Genomic DNA, 17105 nt, shown 5'->3' with positions numbered 1-17105 from the left:
GGCGGGAAATCCCGCCTCTGCCGGCACCGGCCGCCGGTCCCGGCGCCGCTAGTTAGACGCCGACGAAGGCGAGGCCGACTTTCCGGATATCTGGCTTTCTGGGACGGGCGGCGAGAACAGGAAGCCCTGGAAGTCGTTGCAGCCGACTTCCACGAGAAACCGATGCTGTTCCTCCGTTTCGACCCCCTCCGCAATGACGTCGAGGCCGAGTATCCTGGCGATGTACATGACGGCCTGCACGATCGGCGCGGAATCGGAGCGGCCGCCAAGATTGCGGATGAAGGATCGGTCGATCTTGATCCGGTCGATCTCGATGTCCTGAAGGTGGCTGAGGCTGGAGTAGCCGGTGCCGAAATCGTCCAGCGCAATCCGGATGCCGGCATCCCGCAACTTGCGCAGATTGGCCTTCGTCGCCGCATCCGCGGTCAGCATTGCCGTTTCCGTGATTTCCAGTTCGAGCCGTTCAGGCGGTACTCCGTGCTGCTTCAGACCGGCGACGATGCGCCTTGCCAGTTGCGGGTCGCTGAGTTGGATCGCCGAAAGATTGACCGCCAGCCTGAAGTCGGGCCAGCGCCGGAGAGCCGTGAGAGCCGCATTGAGGACGAAATCGCCAAGCTCGATAATCAGTCCCGATTCTTCGGCAACGGGCAGAAATCCCGCCGGGCCGAGCAGGCCGAGCCGGGGGTGGTTCCACCGCACCAGCGCCTCGACGCCTGAAATGATCTCGCCCGATATCTGCGGCTGATAGTAGACCTCCAACTGCATTCCCGACCGTAGCGCGTCGCGCAGCTCGGCTTCTATCATCACCCGATTGCGGCGGCCGGCATCCATCTCTTCATGATAGATCCGGTAGCGGCCGCCGCCTTCGCTCTTCGCCACGTTGAGGGCGACATCGCCACGACGCAGCGCTTCCGCCGAACTCCGGACCTCCTCGAGACCTGCCACCACGCCGATCGATACGCCGACCTTTATCTCGACGCCGGACGCCGTGTAGGGCGCTTGCGCGGCGCGAAGGATGCGCCGGCACAGCTTGGAAACCGCATCCTTGGAGCGAACATCCATCAACAGGATCGCAAACCCGTCGCCGCCGAGCCGCGCGACCGTATCCATGGACCGGACGAGCGCCTGAAGGCGGGTGGCGAACTCGCGGATGAGTTCGTCGCCGGTGGGATAGCCATAGGCGTCGTTGACCTGAACGAACCGGTCGAGATTGATGCACAGGAGACAGCCACCGAGGCCGAATGCCTGCGGCTGGGCCATCGCCTTCTCGATCTTGTCCTGCAGGAACACCCTGTTCGGCAGCCCGCTCAGGGAGTCGTGCAAAGCCAGATACTTGCTGTGCGCCTCGGCCTGCCGGTAAGCGGTGATGTCCGTCAGGACCGAGACGATATAGACGGAACCGCCGACTTCGATCGCTCTCTTGTTGGCGACGACGACAAAGATCCGACCGTCGTCGCCGACGAGTCTTGCCTCCCTTGAGACGTCCCCCTTCGTGCCCGGAGAAATCGGGTCGAATCCGCCAAGAATCTCCGCCTGTTCCTTCGGAAAGATTTCGTAGTCGAAGCAGCCGATCAGGTCGGCCTTGGACCGACCGACAAACGTGCAGAACGCGTCGTTTACCAGGACCAGACGATTGTCCTGGTCTGTGACGGACACCGGCGTTGACAGGACGTCGATGACGGCATTGAGCCCTTCGCCGCTCCCGAACGATTCCGCCGCTTCCATCTATTGTCCCGACTGGCTGGATTGGTATCTACAAAAGAAACGTATTTTGGGCCGATGGTACCTGGAAAAAAGGAACGTACGTAACTTAGCGGCAACTTCCTTAACCGGCGACGCAACCCCTTGGCATAAAACCAGTTTATCCGAAAGGCCGCCGCGTTGCCAATCCTGAACTGGCATTTCTCTCGGCCGCCGGAAGGCACCGATGCACCGTGCCGCATGCCGGCCGCGGCCGGACTGAGGCGCCGCGGAACCCCGGCATCCCGCGGCCCGTTGCCCATTCTTTGTGGGATGGTGACGCCGTTACGTGCTTCCGCGCGACCGGGTGTTTGTGGCAGAACTGCCGAAGGGCGCGATCATGGGATGCGCATCGGGGAAGTTCAACAACCGCGGCAAGCACCGACAACATGCCCGGACGCGATACCGGGCCGGGTAATTCCAGAGCCGCAACGACGAGAGGGGAAAATGCAATGAACAGGAGTTTGGGAGCAACGCTTATTGCGGTGGCCGTCGCACTTTCGGCGGCGCCGGCATCCGCGCAGACCGTTGTTCGAGTGGCGAACTGGCTGCCGCCGCAGCACCCGCTGTTCGCCCAGATCATCGTCCCGTGGACCGAACAGGTCGAGGCTGCCACCGAGGGACGGGTCGACATGCAGATCCTCGACGCCCCTCTCGGTCCGCCGCCAGCCCATTTCGATTTCGCGGTCAACGGCGTCGCCGACGTCACCTTCGGCGTTCACAACTACTCTCCCGGCCGCTTCACGGCGACCAAACTGGGCGAGATGGCCTTCCTGTGCGAGAAATCCGCGTACCTGTCGCCGGCGTGGTGGCGGATCCACCAGCAGTACTTCGCCGATCTGAACGAGCACCGCGGCACCAAATTACTGGGCATCTGGACGCACGGGCCGGGACAGCTTTGGACGCGCAACCGTGACGTCACCTCGCTCGACGCAATCAAGGGCGCCAAGATACGCATCGGCGGCGGTTTCGCCCAGGACGTGTCGCAGGCCCTCGAACTTACCCCAATCCAGGCGCCGGTCACCAAGGCATACGAAATCCTCTCGGGCGGTGTTGCGGACGGCATACAGTTCCCCGCTGAATCCGTGACCGCCTTCAAGGTCGACGAGGTCCTCACCCAGGGCCTGATCGTCCCGGGCGGCCTCTATACCGCCTCGATGTTCCTGGTGATGAACCAGGCCAAGTGGGACAGCCTGTCGGCGGAGGACCAGGCGGCCATCGAGAGCGTTTCGGGCGAGGCGCTGGCCAAGCTTGCGGGCAAGGTCTGGGACGAGGCCGACGACAAGGCCTTCGAGAAGATCGAGGCGGCCGGCAAGATCACGCTGGTGACGCCCGACGATGCGGAGATGACCGCGATCAAGGCCGCGCTGAAGCCGTACGAGGAGAAGGTGCTCGCCGACATCACCGCCAAGGGCGTCAACGGGCAGGAAGCCTATGACGCGCTGGTCGCCGAGATCGCCAAGGTGAAGGCAGGCGACTGAGCGGTCGGTCATCGGCGACATGAGCGAACCCGGCGCGACTGCGTCGGACACCGCGGGGCGCTCGCGCGCCCTGCGGCTGGCCGAGTTCGTCCTCGGCGTCATGGTCGCGGTGCTGCTGATCGCGATGATGCTCGTCACCGCGGTCGACGTCTTCGGCCGCTATCTCCTGTCGCGCCCCCTGCCCGGCGCCTTCGAGATCACCGAGATCATGCTGGCGCTGATCATCTTCATCGCCCTGCCGCTCGTCTGCCTGCATGAGGAACATGTCTCGGTAACGCTGATCACGGACCGGCTGCGGCCGCGGTGGCGTCAGATCCATTCGGTCGTGGTGTCGATCTTCAGTGCGGCGGTCCTGTTGTTGATCGCCTGGCGGATTACCGCCCATTCCCTGCAACTGGCCTCCTATGGCGAGGTGACGATATTCCTGCGGTTTCCCAAGGGACCGATCGGCTACACGATCGCGGCCTTTACCGTACTCGCGGCGCTGGCGACCATGATCGTCGCCTGGCACCACCTGAACCGGTTCCGGCGCACCGATGCTTGACTGGATAGTCGGTATCGTCGTCCTGCTCGCGCTGATCGCCGCCGGCGTGCCGATCGCGTTCGCCATGACGGCCGTCGCGTTCGCCGGAATCGTGGCGCTGATCGGCCTCTACCCCGCCTACGCCATCCTCGGCCAGGTCTTCTACGACAACGGCATGAGCTACACCCTGTCGGTGATGCCGCTGTTCGTGCTGATGGGCAATTTCGTGCTCAAGGCGGGCCTCGCCGACGACATGTATGCGGCGGCCAACGCGTGGCTTCGCCACTATCGCGGGGGTCTGGCGATGGCGACCATCGTCGCCTGCGGCGGGTTCTCGTCGGTGTGCGGATCGTCGCTTGCCACGGCAGCGACCATGGCACGCGTCTCGATGCCGTCGATGCGCCGCTTCGGCTATTCCGACAGGCTGGCGACAGGCTCGATCGCGGCCGGCGGTACCCTGGGCATACTGATCCCGCCCTCGATCGTGCTGGTACTCTATGGCGTCATCACGCAGGAGAGCATCGGCAAGCTCTTCCTCGCCGGGATGCTGCCCGGACTCGTCGGCGTACTCGGCTACCTGATCGCCGTCCGCATTTCGCTGCTGATCGAAAAGGAGCACACCGAAAGGCTGGAGCCGCTGCCGATGATGGAGCGGGTGCGGGCGACGAAGGGGGTCATCGGCATCCTCGCGCTGTTCGCCTGCGTGATGGGCGGCATCTATATCGGCGTTTTCACCGCAACGGAGGCTGCCGGTGTCGGAGCGACAGGCGCTTTCCTGCTGGCGCTCCTGCGGCGCAGCCTGACGCTGCGGACGCTGTACGAGGTTCTGATCGAGACGGGACGGATGACGGCAATGCTGTTCTTCGTGCTGTTCGGAGCCCTGCTGTTCTCCAATTTCGTCAACCTCGCGGGGATGCCGGGCGACCTGCGGAACATGATCATGGCGCTCGGTGCCCACCCGACAATGGTGCTGCTGGTCATTCTCGTGATCTACCTGGCGCTCGGTGCGGTGCTGGAATCGATCTCGATGATGCTGCTGACGGTACCGGTGTTCTTTCCCGTCGTGATCGGCCTCGGCGTGGATCCGATCTGGTTCGGCATCTTCGTGGTGGTGGCCATCGAGATCAGCCTGATCACCCCGCCGGTCGGTCTGAACGTGTTCGTCCTCAAATCGATCGTGCCGGATGTGCCGACCGGAGTGATATTCCGCGGAGTGATGCCGTTCATCGCCGTCGACATCGTCCGCATTCTCATGCTCATCGCCGTACCGTCGCTGGCGCTACTGCTTCCCTCAACGATGTAACCGCAAATACAAGAGACTGAAGATGGAAATAGCCGTACTGGGCGGCGGCAACGGATCGCATGCCGCAGCCGTCGATCTCACCGAGCAGGGCCACGCCGTCCGCTTCTGGCGCCGCGACCGGGACGGCGTCGCAGCGCTCAACTCAGCCGGCAACGCGCTGACCCTGAAGGACTTCAGAGGCAGCCGCGAGGTCGCGATTGCCGTCGTCACCGCCGATATCGGCGAAGCTGTCGCCGGCGCCCGTCTGATCGTCTGCCCGGCACCGGCCTTCGCCCAGGCGGACATTGCCCGGGCGATGGCGCCGCACCTTGCCGACGGCCAGGTCGTGTTCCTGCCGCCGGGCACTTTCGGCTCCTATCTCATGGCCCGCACGATCCGCGAGGCGGGCTGCGCGGCCGACGTCGCCTTCGCCGAGACCGGCACGCTGCCCTACCTGACACGCAAGCACGGCCCCCGCGAAATCGCCATCACGGTGCGCGCGACGCGGCTGCCGACCGGCGTCTTCCCGCACCGGCACAAGGACCGGGCGCTGGCCGTGATCGGCGAAGCCTACGGCAGCGTCGAGGATTGCGGTGACGGGCTGTCGGGCGCGCTGATGAATGCCGGGCCGATCATCCATCCGCCGCTGATCGTCATGAATGCCGGCCCGCTCGAACATTTCGATCACTGGGACATCCACAACGAGGGCACGCAGCCCGCCGTCCGCCGCGTCACCAATCGGCTCGATGCCGAACGCGTGGCGGTGCGGGAGGCGCTGGGCTATCGCGCCCCGCATTTCCCGCTGGCCGACCACTACGCGCAGGACGGCGATGAATGGATGTACGGGCGCAAGGGCCACGAACAGCTGGTCGATTCCGGCGACTGGCGCGAGCACATCGTGCTGACCGAACACCGCTATATGCGCGAGGACGTGCAGCAGGGTCTGGCCTTCCTCGTTTCGGTAGCAGACTGGGCCGGGGTGCCGGCACCGACTGCGACGGGGCTGCTGGCGGTCGCCTCGGCGATCTGCGACGACGACTTCCGGACGAACGGACGCACCCTGGAAGGTCTCGGCCTCGCCGATCTCGATCGCACCGCGATGACCACTCTTCTGGAGGAGGGGATCTGATGGAAGCGATCGCAGCCGCCGGCGCAGGGCGCATGGGCCGCGGCATCGCCGTGGTCTTCGCCTATGCGGGACACCCGGTCACGCTGGTGGACTTGAAGACCCGAACGCCGGACGACGCTGCTCGAGTGCGCGGCGAGGCGATGGAGGAGATCGAGCAGACGCTGTCGATGCTGGCGGCGATCGGGATGATGGATGAAGCCGCCGTCGCGCCGATCCTGGCGCGCGTCGCCTTCGCCGCGGCGCCTGAAGCAGCAGACGCATTGGCCGGGGCGGACGTGATCTTCGAAGGCGTGCCCGAGACGAAGGAGGCCAAGGCGGAGGCGTTCGCAGGGCTGTCCGCGATGACCCGCGCCGACGCCATCATCGCCTCGACCACTTCGACGATGCTGGCCGACGAGTTGCAGGGCATGGTGACGCCGCCCGGCCGGTTCCTGAACGCGCACTGGCTCAACCCCGCCTTCCTGGTGCCGCTCGTGGAGGTTTCGCCGGGCGCCGGGACCGATCCGGCCGTGACCGAACGGCTGGTCGGTCTGCTCGAGGGAATCGGCAAGGTTCCGGTGGTCTGCAAGGCGAGCCCGGGCTTCATCGTGCCGCGGCTGCAGGCCCTTGCCATGAACGAAGCCGCGCGCCTCGTCGAGGAAGGCGTGGCAAGCGCGGAAGACATCGACAAGGCGACCAAGTACGGCTTCGGCTTCCGCTTCGCCGTGCTCGGTGTGCTCGAGTTCATCGACTGGGGTGGCGGCGACATTCTCTTTCATGCCGACCGCTACATGTCCGAAGCGCTCGGCACCGATCGCTATGCCGCCCCCAAGGTGATCGAGGACAACATGGCGGCAGGCCATATCGGTCTGAAGACCCGTCGCGGCTTCCTCAACTACGCCGGCATGGACGTATCAGCCTATCAGCGTGAGCGGCTTGGCGCCTTCGCCGCGATGCTGAAGCACCTGGGAGCAGCCAGGCAGCCGGTGCTCTGAGCCGGCGGCGCGGCGCAGCGCGGTTCAGGTCCTGGCGACCGCATGCCGGCGCAGCACCTCCTCGTTGATCTCGATGCCGAGACCCGGTCCCTGCGGGACTGGAAGCAGCCCGTTGTGCGGCATTATCGGATTGACGAGCAGTTCATCGCGGATCGGGCTGTAGGAGTAGTCGTACTCGACCAGCGACGGGTACGGCGACTGGAGCGCGAATGGATCGGCCGGCATCGCGGCGACGTAGTGGATGCCGGCGGCGAGCCCGACGGCCGAACCCCACACGTGCGGTGAGACGCGCGCGCCGTACAGCCGGCAGAGCTGCAGCGCGGTCTGGCCCTCGTCGAAGCCGCCGCCGACGGTCAGATCCGGCATCAGGATGTCCACGGCACCCGTGTCGAGCAGGCGCTTGAACTCGTAGGCCGTCATGTGCGACTCGCCGCTGGCGATCGCCATGATCCTGCGCTCTCCAAGCCGCCTCAGCCCTTCGAAATCCTCCGGCGCCACCGGCTCCTCGATCCAGTGTATGTCGAACGGTTCTATGCGGCGCATGCAGGCATACGCCGTTTCGGCGTTGTAGGCGCCGTTGACGTCGACGAGAAGCGCCGCGTCCGGGCCGATCATCTCGCGGGCAAGGCGCACACGGGCGACATCGTCGGCCAATCCGGCGCCGATCTTGATCTTGTAGGCGGAATAGCCCCTGCCGATGACGCGGTCGAGCTGGTGCTCGAGCTGGTTGTTCGGATCATTGCAGAAATACCCGCCCGAGGCATAGCACGGGACGCCTTCGCTGCCGCCGCCGCCGAGCAGCTTGTAGACCGGCACGCCAAGGAGCTTGCCGGCAAGATCGTAGAGGGCGATGTTGATGCCGCTGACGGCACCGGTGAGCAGGTTCTGGACGCGCAGGGCGTAGCCGGCGCGCACGAGTTCGTGCCAGCCGGCGTTGCGGTCGAAAACGTCCTTGCCGATGAACTTCGGCTTGACCGCCTCGAGATATCCGAGCGTCGCCTTTGGCGCAGCGCCCCACGCCTCTCCCCAGCCGCGCGTGCCGTCATCGGCGATCACCTCGATGAGGACGCTGGCGCGCCGGTCGAAGCGGCTGCGGGCATTTCCGAAAGCGCGATCCTGGCCGACCACGACCTCCAGAACGGTAGCCTTGATATCTGCAATGCGCGGCATGGATCTTCCTCAGTGGAACAGGCCCGGCAGCCAGGACGAGAGGCCGGGAATCAGGATGATGAGCACGATGACGCAGACCTCCGCGACGAAGAACGGAGCAAGCGCCTTCACCAGCCTGGCGATCGAGATGTCGCCGATCTTGCAGGCGACGAACAGGCAGACGCCGACGGGTGGCGTGATCAGCCCCATCGTCAGCGTGAGTATGATCAGCATGGCGAACTGCAGCGGATCGATGCCCATGGCGCGGGCGGCGGGAAACAGCAGCGGCACGAACAGGACGATCGCCGCGCCGGGCTCGAGGAAGCATCCGACCACCAGCAGGCCGGCCATTACCGCGAGCATGAACAGCAGCGGCTGCCCGTCGAACACCTGCACCAGGTTGCCGGCGAACTGGTTGATGCCCGAAAGCGCCAGCACGTAGGACACCACCGTCGCCGCACCGATGATCAGGAACAGGCTTGACGTAGTGCGCGCGCTGATGACGAGCGCCGCCCACAGCTCTTTCAGGTCCAGGTGGCGGAACACGAAATAGCCGAGCAGCATTGCGTAGATCGCCGCGACGCCGCCGGCTTCTGTTGCCGTGAAGGTTCCCGACAGGGTGCCGACGACGATGAAGACCGGCAGTGAGACGACCAGCAGCGTGTCGATCGCCATGCGCGGCACCTCGCGACGCGGGACGTCAATCCGCGAGACCGGAAGTCCGCCATTGCGTCCCTTGAGGAAGATCACCACCGCGACGGCCGCCGCCAGCAGGAACCCGGGCACGACGCCGGCCAGGAACAGGTCGATCACCGACAGGCGGGACACCGCCGCGAAGATGATCATGATGACGGAGGGCGGGATGATCGGTCCGATCATCGACCCGGCGACGGTGACGGCAGCCGCGAACTCCTTGGTGTAGCCTTCCTTCGGCATCCCCTTGATGAAGACCTGGCCGAGCGCCGCGGTATCGGCGATCGCCGTGCCGGATATGCCGGCGAAGATGATCGAGGCCAACGTGTTGGCGTAGGCCGTGCCGCCGCGCAGTCCGCGTGTCAGCAGCTGGGCGAACCGAATCAGCCGGTCCGTGACGCCGCCCCGGTTCATGACCTCGCCGGCGAGAATGTAGAACGGCGCCGACAGCAGGATGAAGCTGTCGATGCCGGTAAACATCCGGGTCGGAACCGAGACGAGTGCAAAGCCCTTGTCGAGGATGCCGACGGCGCCGGCCAGGCCCAGCGCGATCGCGATCGGCACGCCAAGCACCAGCAGGACTGCGAAAGCGATGATCAGATAGATCATGCCGAGCTCCCGCCCTTCGGGCCGCCTTCCTGCCCGGTTGGCTCGAGGTCGCCGGCACCGAGATTGCCGTGCACGCGCTCGGGATCGGCGATGATCAGGCAGATCGCCTTGACCAGCATCAACGCGCCGCCCGCAACGACGCTGAAATAGGGAACGATCATCGGGATCTGGGCGACCGGAGACACCTGCTTCATGTTGCGCACCGCCTGCGGCCAGCCGTAGGCGACGAGGATGAAGCAGAAGAGGGAAATCAGCAGAAGCACGAGAATGCTCTGCAGACGCCTGATCCTGGGCGGCAGGATGCCGCCGAGCAGGTCGATCGACAGTTGTTCGCCGCTATACAGCACGGCGCCGGCGACGATGAACGTCATCCAGGCCACGGAGTATCGCATCGCCTCCTCGGTCCACCCCAGCGGATCGAAGAGGACGTAGCGGAAGAAGACCTGCAGGACGTTCATGACGACGATGCCGAGCATCAGCAGGGCACCGATGCTTTCGGTGATGCGCGTCAGCCAGTCCGCAAGTCTCAGGGCGTTTGCCTGCATGGCCTCCCCCTCCCCGATGAAGGCCGCCCGGCCGGGTCGAAACGCCTTCGGCCGGGCGGATAGCGGCTACTGGCCGTAGACCTGCTTCTCGGATTCGTCGACCTGCGCGAGCACCGCGTCAACGAACTCCTTGCCGAGCTGCTCGTTCACGTACTCCACCACCGGCGGCTGGGCGAGTTCGCGGAAGGCTTCCTTCTCCTCCGGCGTGGTGATGTGGACCTGCAGCCCCTTCTCGTCGCGAATGCGCTCGATGTAATCACGATCGGACGTGACCTTGAACGAATTGGCCACTGCCGCGTAGAGCTGGCCGGCCTCCATGATCACCTGCTGCTGGGCGGGCGTCAGGCCCTGGTAGAACTGATCGTTGATGGTGATGATGGTCATGGAATAGATGTGCTCGGTCGTCGAGAAGAACTTCTGCACATCGGCCATGCCGTTCTCGTAGACGTTCGAGGACGCGTTCTCCTGCCCGTCGACGACACCCTGCTGCAGCGACATCACGAGCTCGGAAAACGAGATCGGCGTCGCGGCCGCCCCGAGCGACTCCATGAAGCGCATGAAGACGGGGCTTTCCATGACCCGCATCTTCAGGCCCTGCATGTCCTCGGGGCCCTTCACCTCGTGCTTGGAGTTGGTGAGGTTGCGGAAGCCGTTCTCACCCCACGCGACCGTCCGCAGGCCGGTCTGCTCCAGCATCTCCTGCTGCATCTGCTTGGCCATCGGAGACCGGGCGAATTCCCAGGCGACGGGGGCGGACTTGAAGAGGTAGGGAATGCCGAAAACCTGCAGTTTGGGATAGAAGCCCGAGACCGCGCCGTCGGCGGCCAGCGCCATGTCGAGCGCCCCCTGCTGGACCATCTCGGTCAGTTCGCGCTCGCCGACGCCCATCGTGGCGAACAGAAGGTCGACCTCGAGCGTGCCGCCGCTCTTGAAGTCGATGTAGTCCTTCATCGCCTTCATGCCGAGCACTTCGGCGGTGTTGGCCTCGGGCACCGAGGTTGCAAACCGGATCTTGGTCTGGGCGTCGGCGCTGGCGAGCGGCAACGCGACGAGCGCCGTGCAGACCGCGGCCGCAGCGATGGTCTTGAAGCTGTATGACATCAGACGTTTCCTCCGTTTGGATCATTTGACCTTGTTGTTGAAGCAGCAGTACATCAGCCCGGGCCGAGAGTGGCGTCCGGAACTGGTGGTCAAGATACGCAATGTCTCCTTTTCTCCGGTTCGGGCTGCTCTTTCAGGCGGTCGGCGAGGCGGACCAGACAGCCCGCATCGCCGAAACCGCCGGCTTTCGTGACGACCCATGTTGAGCGTCCGCAGATCGACGCGCGGGCGACCGGGACGCCGGGCTCGACCTCGGCGACCACCGACATCGTCCGGGTCCCCAGTGCGGCAAGGCAGCGCTCGGCAATATGGCCGCCGCACAGGAACAGTGTGCCGGGCGCCAGCTCTTCGCACCGCCTCGCGGCGGCAGCGGCGATGCGGTCGGCCACAAGCGCCGACGAAGCCAGAACCGTTTCCGGCTCCGGCCTTAACACCTCTATTTCGGCCTGGTCCCGCGGCAGCGCAGCCGTCGGACAATCCGGCCCGACAAGCCTCGTCGCCACGCGCGGATCGCCATCCAGTTCCTGCAGTTGCGCGAGCGTCGCAGCCGCACGCGATCCGACCACGAACAGGCCGGGCGCGGTCATCGTCAAGACTGGGCCGCACCGCGCACCATACAGCTTCGCGGCGAGGGCACCGGCAAGGCCGGCGGCGCCGACGGCGATCGTTCCGGACGCCTCCCGCAGAACGCGTTCGGCGACCTCCATCAGGTCGGCGCCGTCGGCCGAATCGCAGATACGCAAACCGTCGGCAGGTCCCGACGTCTCGAACAAGGGGCGGATCGGACGTCCGTCACCAGCTGGAGACCCAGCCTGCCCCGACAGGACGAGTTCACCCGAACGCACGATGCGGCCCTGGTCGGGAACGGCCGGGCAGACGATCATCCGGTGTCGACGCGCCGCATTCGCGACGGCCCGGGATTCGGGCGCAATGTTTCCGCGCAGGGTCGAATCGATCTTCTTGAACAGGATACGCGGCCGGAGATCGACAATCCGTTCCGTGACGCTTCGGACGATCGAGGCCGCCTGTTCGCCGGGCAGGTCCCGGGTGGCGGCGTTGACAGTGATCACGTCGGCGGAGACATCGATCTCTGCAACCGCCGCCGCCGAGACGGCTGCCTCCACCCGCCGGCCACGCGCGGCGAAGGGAGACGCTGCGTCGAGCGCGCCGGTCAGGTCGTCGGCGATGATCGCCACATCAACCATCCGGCCCCCCTCTGTCCGAGGAAACGGCGACGGTCATCACGTCCACGCCGGCTTCCGCCAGATCGGAGATCACCTCGCCAGAGGCGCCCTGATCGGTGATGACGCGGTCGATCTCGGTGATGCCGCAGATCGTCGCGAAGGCAGGCGCACGGAACTTCGTGCTGTCCACCAGGAGGACCGTCTGCCGGGCACAGGCGATCATCCCCCGCTTCATCCGGGCAACCTCGGGGGAGGTCTCGGTCAGCCTGCCCCCTGCCACCCGATGGGCCCCCAGCAGCGCAAGATCGGCGTGCAAGCTGCCGATATAGTCCTCGCCTGGCTCGCCGGTGAGAGTGTTCGATCCCCGGCGAATGGTGCCGCCGAGCACGATGACACGGATCGACTCCGTCTCCGACAGCGTCCGGGCGATCGCCAGGTCGTTGGTCACGGCGGTGATCGGGATCTGTCGTTCCGCGATCACCGCGGCGGCGGCATGCACGGTGGAACTCGAGTCGAAAATGACGCTCTGCCCGGGCCTCACCAACTCGGCGGCCGCCGCTCCGATAGCCCGCTTTTCGTTCGCGGCAGTGTGGGCGGAAATCGCGGCCTCGGGCTCGAAAGTCGAGCGCGGGTAGGTCGTGAGGGTGGCGCCGCCGTGACTGCGTTCGATGTGGCTGTGCGCCGAAAGCCAATCCAGATCGCGGCGCATCGTCGATTCAGACGCACCGACCGCCTCGCACAGTGCCTGCACGGACGCGGCGCCGTGCTGCCGGAGGTATTCCATGATCACCGCACGTCGCTGGGCAGGGATCACGGCACGCCTCCCTATGCCCGGCGCACGGACAGATCGATCGCGAAATCGATCGCCTCGATCATGCTGTCCGCATTGGCAACGCCCTTGCCGGCAATGTCGAAGGCGGTGCCGTGATCGACGGAGGTGCGGACGATGGGCAGGCCGAGCGTGATATTGACGCCGCTGACCGATTGATACGCGCCCGTCTCCGGATCTATCGCGAAGCCCATCAGCTTCACCGGGATGTGGCCCTGGTCGTGATACATGGCGACCACCGCATCGTACTGTCCCGCCCGCAGCTTGACGAAGACCGTGTCGCCCGGGACCGGGCCCTGCACGTCGTGCCCCTCGGACCTGAACGACCTGATCACCGGCGCCGACACGTCGATGTCCTGGCGGCCGAAGATGCCGCCGTCGCCCGCGTGGGGATTCAGGGCCGCTATGCCGATACGGGGCGAGGCGATTCCGAGACGCTCGAGCGTTTCGATCGTCAGTTCGATGATCCGGCGGAGCCGCTCCGGCGTCAGCCGCGCCGTTACCTCCTGCAGCGGAATATGGGTGGTGAGATGGCTGACGCGCATCGCCCCGTGCGCCAGCATCATGAAGGAATCCCGGCTGCCGGTCAGATCCGCCAGCAGTTCGGTGTGCCCGCCGTAGTGGTGTCCGGCCAGATTGAGCCCTTCCTTGTTGAGAGGCGACGTGACGATCGCGTCCGCCTGCCCGTTCAGACATAAGCCGACGGCGCGTTCGATTGCCTGATATGCCAGCCGGCCGGCATCGGCGCTGACCCGGCCGGGCGCGGGCGGCGTCTCGCCTGCTCCGATCGATACGAGTTCGATGGCGCCGGTGTCGCTGGGTTCATCGACTGCGGGGATGTGCCAGGGCAGTTCGAGGCTTCGCGAATACATCTCGAAGCACCTGGCAGCGCCAACCACGCGAACGGACAATTTTCCGCGTTCAATGCGCGGCCGCAGCCTTTCGACCGCCTTCATCACGATCTCGGGCCCGATACCGGCCGGATCTCCCATCGTGACGGCAATGCGGGGGGTATTTGCGGATCGGTCGCTCATGGGGCTCCAGTGTGCGAAAACATCAATCGGCCGGGAGTGTCGAGCCGCGCCTTCAGGATCGTCCCGGTTTCCGATTCGGTTATGTAGAGGTCGCGGCGCTCGGGACCGCCATAGGCCATGTTGGTGGTGTGGCGCCCGGCCGAGGAGCGGATGCGACGGATCGGTTCGCCCTGCGCCGAGAACAGCCAGACCGAGCCGATTCCGATATGGGCGACGGCAAGATTGCCCGCCTCGTCCAGGGCCAGACCATCCGGACCGCCGCCGCCCGACATCTGGATGAAGGTGCCCACCTTGGCCACGGTTCCGTCGGCTAGGAACGGCAGGCGCCAGACGGCGTTCGCACGCGTCACGGCGACGTAGAGCGCGTCTTCCGCAAGGCTCAGGACCAGCCCGTTGGGACTCGGCACATTGTCGACAAGGCAATCGACGCGCCCGTCCGGCCGCAGCCGGAACACGCGGCCGGTCGGGTCTTGCCAGCCGGTCAGCCCCTGATCGGTGAAGTAGAGATTGCCGGCTGAATCGAAGACGAGGTCGTTCACCGCCTTCAGCCTCTCCAGGCGGACACGCTCGAGCACCGGCGTCACCTTGCCGGTGTCCGGATCGACGGTGACGATGCCATGGCGATAGTCGGCCACGAAGATCCGCCCGTCGCGGTGGATCTTCAGGCCGTTGGGCTCGCCGTGATAGTCCGCCACCACGTGCCACTCGCCCCCCGGCGTGATGCGGAAGACGCGGCCGAAGGCGATGTCGACGCACCACAGGTTGCCGTCACGATCGAAGGACGGGCCTTCGAGAAGCGAGTGCGGCGGCTGTGCGCCCGGCTGCCCGTCGCGCCACTCGGACGGGTGGCCGTCGCGCCGCAATTCGTCGGGCAGCCTGGTGAAGACCTCGGTCGTTGTCTCGGGCGGCGGAGCGTACAAGGCTAGCCTCTCCCCGTTTCGGCTTCAGTCGATCGTCGGTTCTTCAATTGTGCATCAGCTCCGGTAGGTACAGGGCAAGGTCCGGCCAGGCGTAGAGCAGGAAGCAGAGCCCCAGGATGATGGCGGCGTAGGGCAGCGACGAGCGTCCGATCACCGACATGGGCGTCTTCGGCGAGATCGACTGGACTGCGAAGAGATTCAATCCCATCGGCGGCGTCAGCGCGCCGAGTTCGATCAGGACGATGATGACTACGCCAAGCCAGACGCCCGGAAACCCCAGCCCGCTCAGGGCGGGATAGAGAACCGGCACCGTGAGCAGCATGATCGACAGGCCATCGATGAACATGCCGAGGACGATGTAGAGGCAGACGATCGCCAGAAACATGACGAACGGCGCCAGGTTCAGGTCGGTCAGGTAGTTGGAGATGCCGCGGCCGATCCCGGCCTGGACGACGGCAAAGCTGAGGAACTGGGCGTTGATCGTGATGAACAATACGACGCAGCTGGTGATCACGGCGTTCTTCAAAGACTGGCCGAGCGCGTCGAGGCTGAAATCGCGATAGACGAGCGCGATCAGGATCGCCACCGCGCAGCCGAATCCGGCGGCTTCGGTCGGCGTGACGAGGCCCCAGTACATTCCCCCCAGCACCGCCGCGATGAGCAGCACGACGGGCAGTGTATCGGCGAGGCTCCCGAGCAAAGAAGCGTCGCCGACCGCGGCGCTCCCCGATGGCGCCAGCGAGCGGTTGAAGAAGACGCGAAACGATACGTAGCAGGCGAACGCGACCGTCAGCACGATCCCGGGCAGGATGCCGGCCGCGAACATCGCCAGGACAGATTCCTGGGTGACCGAGGCGTAGACGATCATCGGGATGCTCGGCGGGATCAGGATGCCGAGACAGCCGCCGCCGGTCAGAGTGCCGAGCGTCAGACCGTCGGAATATCCGCGCGAGCGCATTTCCGGCAGCGCGACGGTTCCCATGGTCATGGTCGTCGCGACGGTCGACCCGGACAACGCGGAAAAGACCGCGCACCCCAAGATGTTGGTGTGGGCGAGCCCGCCCGGGATTCGCCCGAAAATGCGCGATACGCCGGCATAGAAGCGGCCTGACACGCCGCTGCGCAGTATGATCTCGCCCATCAGGACGAAGAGCGGAATGGAAACCAGCGTGAAGCTGGTCGAGGTGTTCCAGACGATGTCGCCGAGGCTGATCCAGAGCCTGGTGCCGGAGACCATGGTGATGCCGAGGATGCCGACGATGCCGATGACCGTGCCGATGAGGACGCCGCCGAGCAGGCAGCCAGCCATCACCAGGCCGTAGACCAGCAGCGCGATCTCCCAGCTCATCGCGGCCCCTCGTCGGCAGGGTTTCCGGAAGTCGCGGCCATCAGACTCGACAGGAACTCCTCGAGAAACGAGAAGCCGAGCAAGGCGAACCCGAGGGGAAGCGCGACCTGCGGGATCGCCAGCGGCGTCTCCGACGCGAACGCCGACGTGGCGGAGAACCTCACGCTGAGCGACAAGGTGAACCAGGTGCCGTAGCCGGCGACCACGCACAGAATGACGCCGAGTGCCGCACCGAAGGCGCGGAAAGCCGCTGCCGGGCGTTGCGAAAGCGCCGACGTGACCACCGAGACATTCAGGAAACTGCCGTGCCGGTGCGCGTACAGGAACCCGCACATCAGGATCCACGCGAACGCATAGCCGCTGTATTCATCGGCGATCAGCGTCGACCTGTTCAGAAAGTAGCGGGAGACGACCTCGACATTGATCAGAACGAGCACCAGCGCCAGCGCCACGACGCTAACCCAGAGCAGAACAACGCTCAGGCGGTCGAGCAGTCTGCCGAACATGGCAATCGGTCTCACGGGGGCCGACCTGCAGGATTGCCGGGGGCGGGCGTAACGCGCC

The 17105-nt window shown here is 65.5% G+C and carries 16 protein-coding genes; 5 read left to right on the top strand and 11 right to left on the bottom strand.

All coding sequences use genetic code 11. From position 1 onward, the window contains the following. Nucleotides 1-48: 48 nt before the first annotated feature. The gene (locus tag V3328_RS03890; protein WP_340328346.1) at nucleotides 49-1725 is read right to left on the bottom strand and encodes a sensor domain-containing protein; all 1677 of its coding nucleotides are present in this window, start codon (nucleotides 1723-1725) and stop codon (nucleotides 49-51) included. Nucleotides 1726-2192: 467 nt separating this feature from the next. On the opposite strand from V3328_RS03890, the gene V3328_RS03885 reads away from it, so the two are divergent. From V3328_RS03885 to V3328_RS03865, 5 genes are read left to right on the top strand one after another with little or no spacing between them, the layout of a single operon-like run. Further along, the gene (locus V3328_RS03885) at nucleotides 2193-3221 is read left to right on the top strand and encodes a TRAP transporter substrate-binding protein (RefSeq protein WP_340328345.1); all 1029 of its coding nucleotides are present in this window, start codon (nucleotides 2193-2195) and stop codon (nucleotides 3219-3221) included. Between the two features lie 19 nt (nucleotides 3222-3240). After that, on the top strand, nucleotides 3241-3765 hold the full coding sequence (locus V3328_RS03880; RefSeq protein WP_340328344.1) for a TRAP transporter small permease: 525 nt from the start codon (nucleotides 3241-3243) through the stop codon (nucleotides 3763-3765). Continuing rightward, nucleotides 3758-5047 carry a TRAP transporter large permease gene (locus V3328_RS03875; RefSeq protein ID WP_340328343.1) on the top strand — a complete coding sequence of 430 codons (1290 nt, stop codon included), beginning with the start codon at nucleotides 3758-3760 and terminating at the stop codon, nucleotides 5045-5047. Before V3328_RS03880 ends, V3328_RS03875 begins: the two co-directional genes overlap by 8 nt. Before the next feature lie 22 nt (nucleotides 5048-5069). Continuing rightward, nucleotides 5070-6155, top strand: coding sequence for an NAD/NADP-dependent octopine/nopaline dehydrogenase family protein (locus V3328_RS03870; RefSeq protein WP_340328342.1), 1086 nt, complete (start codon nucleotides 5070-5072; stop codon nucleotides 6153-6155). Beyond that, nucleotides 6155-7129: a 3-hydroxybutyryl-CoA dehydrogenase gene (locus tag V3328_RS03865; RefSeq protein WP_340328341.1), complete on the top strand. Its 975-nt coding sequence runs from the start codon at nucleotides 6155-6157 to the stop codon at nucleotides 7127-7129. Before V3328_RS03870 ends, V3328_RS03865 begins: the two co-directional genes overlap by 1 nt. A gap of 24 nt (nucleotides 7130-7153) precedes the next feature. Here the strand turns inward: V3328_RS03865 and V3328_RS03860 are convergent, their stop codons facing one another. The 10 genes from V3328_RS03860 to V3328_RS03815 form a co-directional block, all read right to left on the bottom strand. After that, nucleotides 7154-8299, bottom strand: a complete 1146-nt coding sequence (locus tag V3328_RS03860) for a mandelate racemase/muconate lactonizing enzyme family protein (RefSeq protein WP_340328340.1) — start codon at nucleotides 8297-8299, stop codon at nucleotides 7154-7156. A 9-nt stretch (nucleotides 8300-8308) separates the two neighbouring features. Beyond that, complete coding sequence (locus V3328_RS03855) at nucleotides 8309-9580, bottom strand: TRAP transporter large permease (RefSeq protein WP_340328339.1); 1272 nt, start codon at nucleotides 9578-9580, stop codon at nucleotides 8309-8311. Next, nucleotides 9577-10125: a TRAP transporter small permease gene (locus V3328_RS03850; RefSeq protein WP_340328338.1), complete on the bottom strand. Its 549-nt coding sequence runs from the start codon at nucleotides 10123-10125 to the stop codon at nucleotides 9577-9579. The genes V3328_RS03855 and V3328_RS03850 overlap by 4 nt, the downstream gene beginning before the upstream one ends. 66 nt (nucleotides 10126-10191) lie before the next feature. Next, nucleotides 10192-11226, bottom strand: coding sequence for a TRAP transporter substrate-binding protein (locus tag V3328_RS03845; RefSeq protein ID WP_340328337.1), 1035 nt, complete (start codon nucleotides 11224-11226; stop codon nucleotides 10192-10194). 89 nt (nucleotides 11227-11315) lie between these two features. Next, nucleotides 11316-12431, bottom strand: a complete 1116-nt coding sequence (locus tag V3328_RS03840; RefSeq protein WP_340328336.1) for a four-carbon acid sugar kinase family protein — start codon at nucleotides 12429-12431, stop codon at nucleotides 11316-11318. Then, a complete protein-coding gene (locus V3328_RS03835) occupies nucleotides 12424-13224 on the bottom strand; it encodes a DeoR/GlpR family DNA-binding transcription regulator (protein ID WP_340328335.1) in 801 nt (266 codons plus the stop codon). Before V3328_RS03835 ends, V3328_RS03840 begins: the two co-directional genes overlap by 8 nt. Before the next feature lie 11 nt (nucleotides 13225-13235). Next, nucleotides 13236-14273 carry a 4-hydroxythreonine-4-phosphate dehydrogenase PdxA gene (pdxA, locus tag V3328_RS03830; protein WP_340328334.1) on the bottom strand — a complete coding sequence of 346 codons (1038 nt, stop codon included), beginning with the start codon at nucleotides 14271-14273 and terminating at the stop codon, nucleotides 13236-13238. Next, nucleotides 14270-15193, bottom strand: coding sequence for an SMP-30/gluconolactonase/LRE family protein (locus V3328_RS03825; RefSeq protein WP_340328333.1), 924 nt, complete (start codon nucleotides 15191-15193; stop codon nucleotides 14270-14272). The genes pdxA and V3328_RS03825 overlap by 4 nt, the downstream gene beginning before the upstream one ends. 43 nt (nucleotides 15194-15236) lie before the next feature. Next, nucleotides 15237-16541, bottom strand: a complete 1305-nt coding sequence (locus V3328_RS03820) for a TRAP transporter large permease (protein WP_340328332.1) — start codon at nucleotides 16539-16541, stop codon at nucleotides 15237-15239. After that, nucleotides 16538-17047 (bottom strand): TRAP transporter small permease, encoded by a 510-nt coding sequence (locus tag V3328_RS03815; protein WP_340328331.1) that lies wholly within the window; start codon nucleotides 17045-17047, stop codon nucleotides 16538-16540. Before V3328_RS03815 ends, V3328_RS03820 begins: the two co-directional genes overlap by 4 nt. Nucleotides 17048-17105: the final 58 nt, after the last annotated feature.

The organism is Microbaculum marinum, assembly GCF_037855135.1.
Lineage (GTDB): Bacteria > Pseudomonadota > Alphaproteobacteria > Rhizobiales > Tepidamorphaceae > Microbaculum > Microbaculum marinum.
Note: the sequence above shows the minus strand (reverse complement) of the source record. Positions and strands in the feature narration are given on the sequence as shown.

Excerpts from the sequence above, each read along its gene's own strand:
- V3328_RS03885 (WP_340328345.1), top strand. The coding sequence starts at position 2,193 with ATGAACAGGAGTTTGGGAGCAACGCTTATTGCGGTGGCCGTCGCACTT.
- V3328_RS03840 (WP_340328336.1), bottom strand. The coding sequence starts at position 12,431 with ATGGTTGATGTGGCGATCATCGCCGACGACCTGACCGGCGCGCTCGAC.
- V3328_RS03860 (WP_340328340.1), bottom strand. The coding sequence starts at position 8,299 with ATGCCGCGCATTGCAGATATCAAGGCTACCGTTCTGGAGGTCGTGGTC.
- V3328_RS03815 (WP_340328331.1), bottom strand. The coding sequence starts at position 17,047 with ATGTTCGGCAGACTGCTCGACCGCCTGAGCGTTGTTCTGCTCTGGGTT.
- V3328_RS03870 (WP_340328342.1), top strand. The coding sequence starts at position 5,070 with ATGGAAATAGCCGTACTGGGCGGCGGCAACGGATCGCATGCCGCAGCC.
- V3328_RS03845 (WP_340328337.1), bottom strand. The coding sequence starts at position 11,226 with ATGTCATACAGCTTCAAGACCATCGCTGCGGCCGCGGTCTGCACGGCG.
- V3328_RS03875 (WP_340328343.1), top strand. The coding sequence starts at position 3,758 with ATGCTTGACTGGATAGTCGGTATCGTCGTCCTGCTCGCGCTGATCGCC.
- V3328_RS03850 (WP_340328338.1), bottom strand. The coding sequence starts at position 10,125 with ATGCAGGCAAACGCCCTGAGACTTGCGGACTGGCTGACGCGCATCACC.
- V3328_RS03820 (WP_340328332.1), bottom strand. The coding sequence starts at position 16,541 with ATGAGCTGGGAGATCGCGCTGCTGGTCTACGGCCTGGTGATGGCTGGC.
- pdxA (WP_340328334.1), bottom strand. The coding sequence starts at position 14,273 with ATGAGCGACCGATCCGCAAATACCCCCCGCATTGCCGTCACGATGGGA.
- V3328_RS03855 (WP_340328339.1), bottom strand. The coding sequence starts at position 9,580 with ATGATCTATCTGATCATCGCTTTCGCAGTCCTGCTGGTGCTTGGCGTG.
- V3328_RS03890 (WP_340328346.1), bottom strand. The coding sequence starts at position 1,725 with ATGGAAGCGGCGGAATCGTTCGGGAGCGGCGAAGGGCTCAATGCCGTC.
- V3328_RS03880 (WP_340328344.1), top strand. The coding sequence starts at position 3,241 with ATGAGCGAACCCGGCGCGACTGCGTCGGACACCGCGGGGCGCTCGCGC.
- V3328_RS03865 (WP_340328341.1), top strand. The coding sequence starts at position 6,155 with ATGGAAGCGATCGCAGCCGCCGGCGCAGGGCGCATGGGCCGCGGCATC.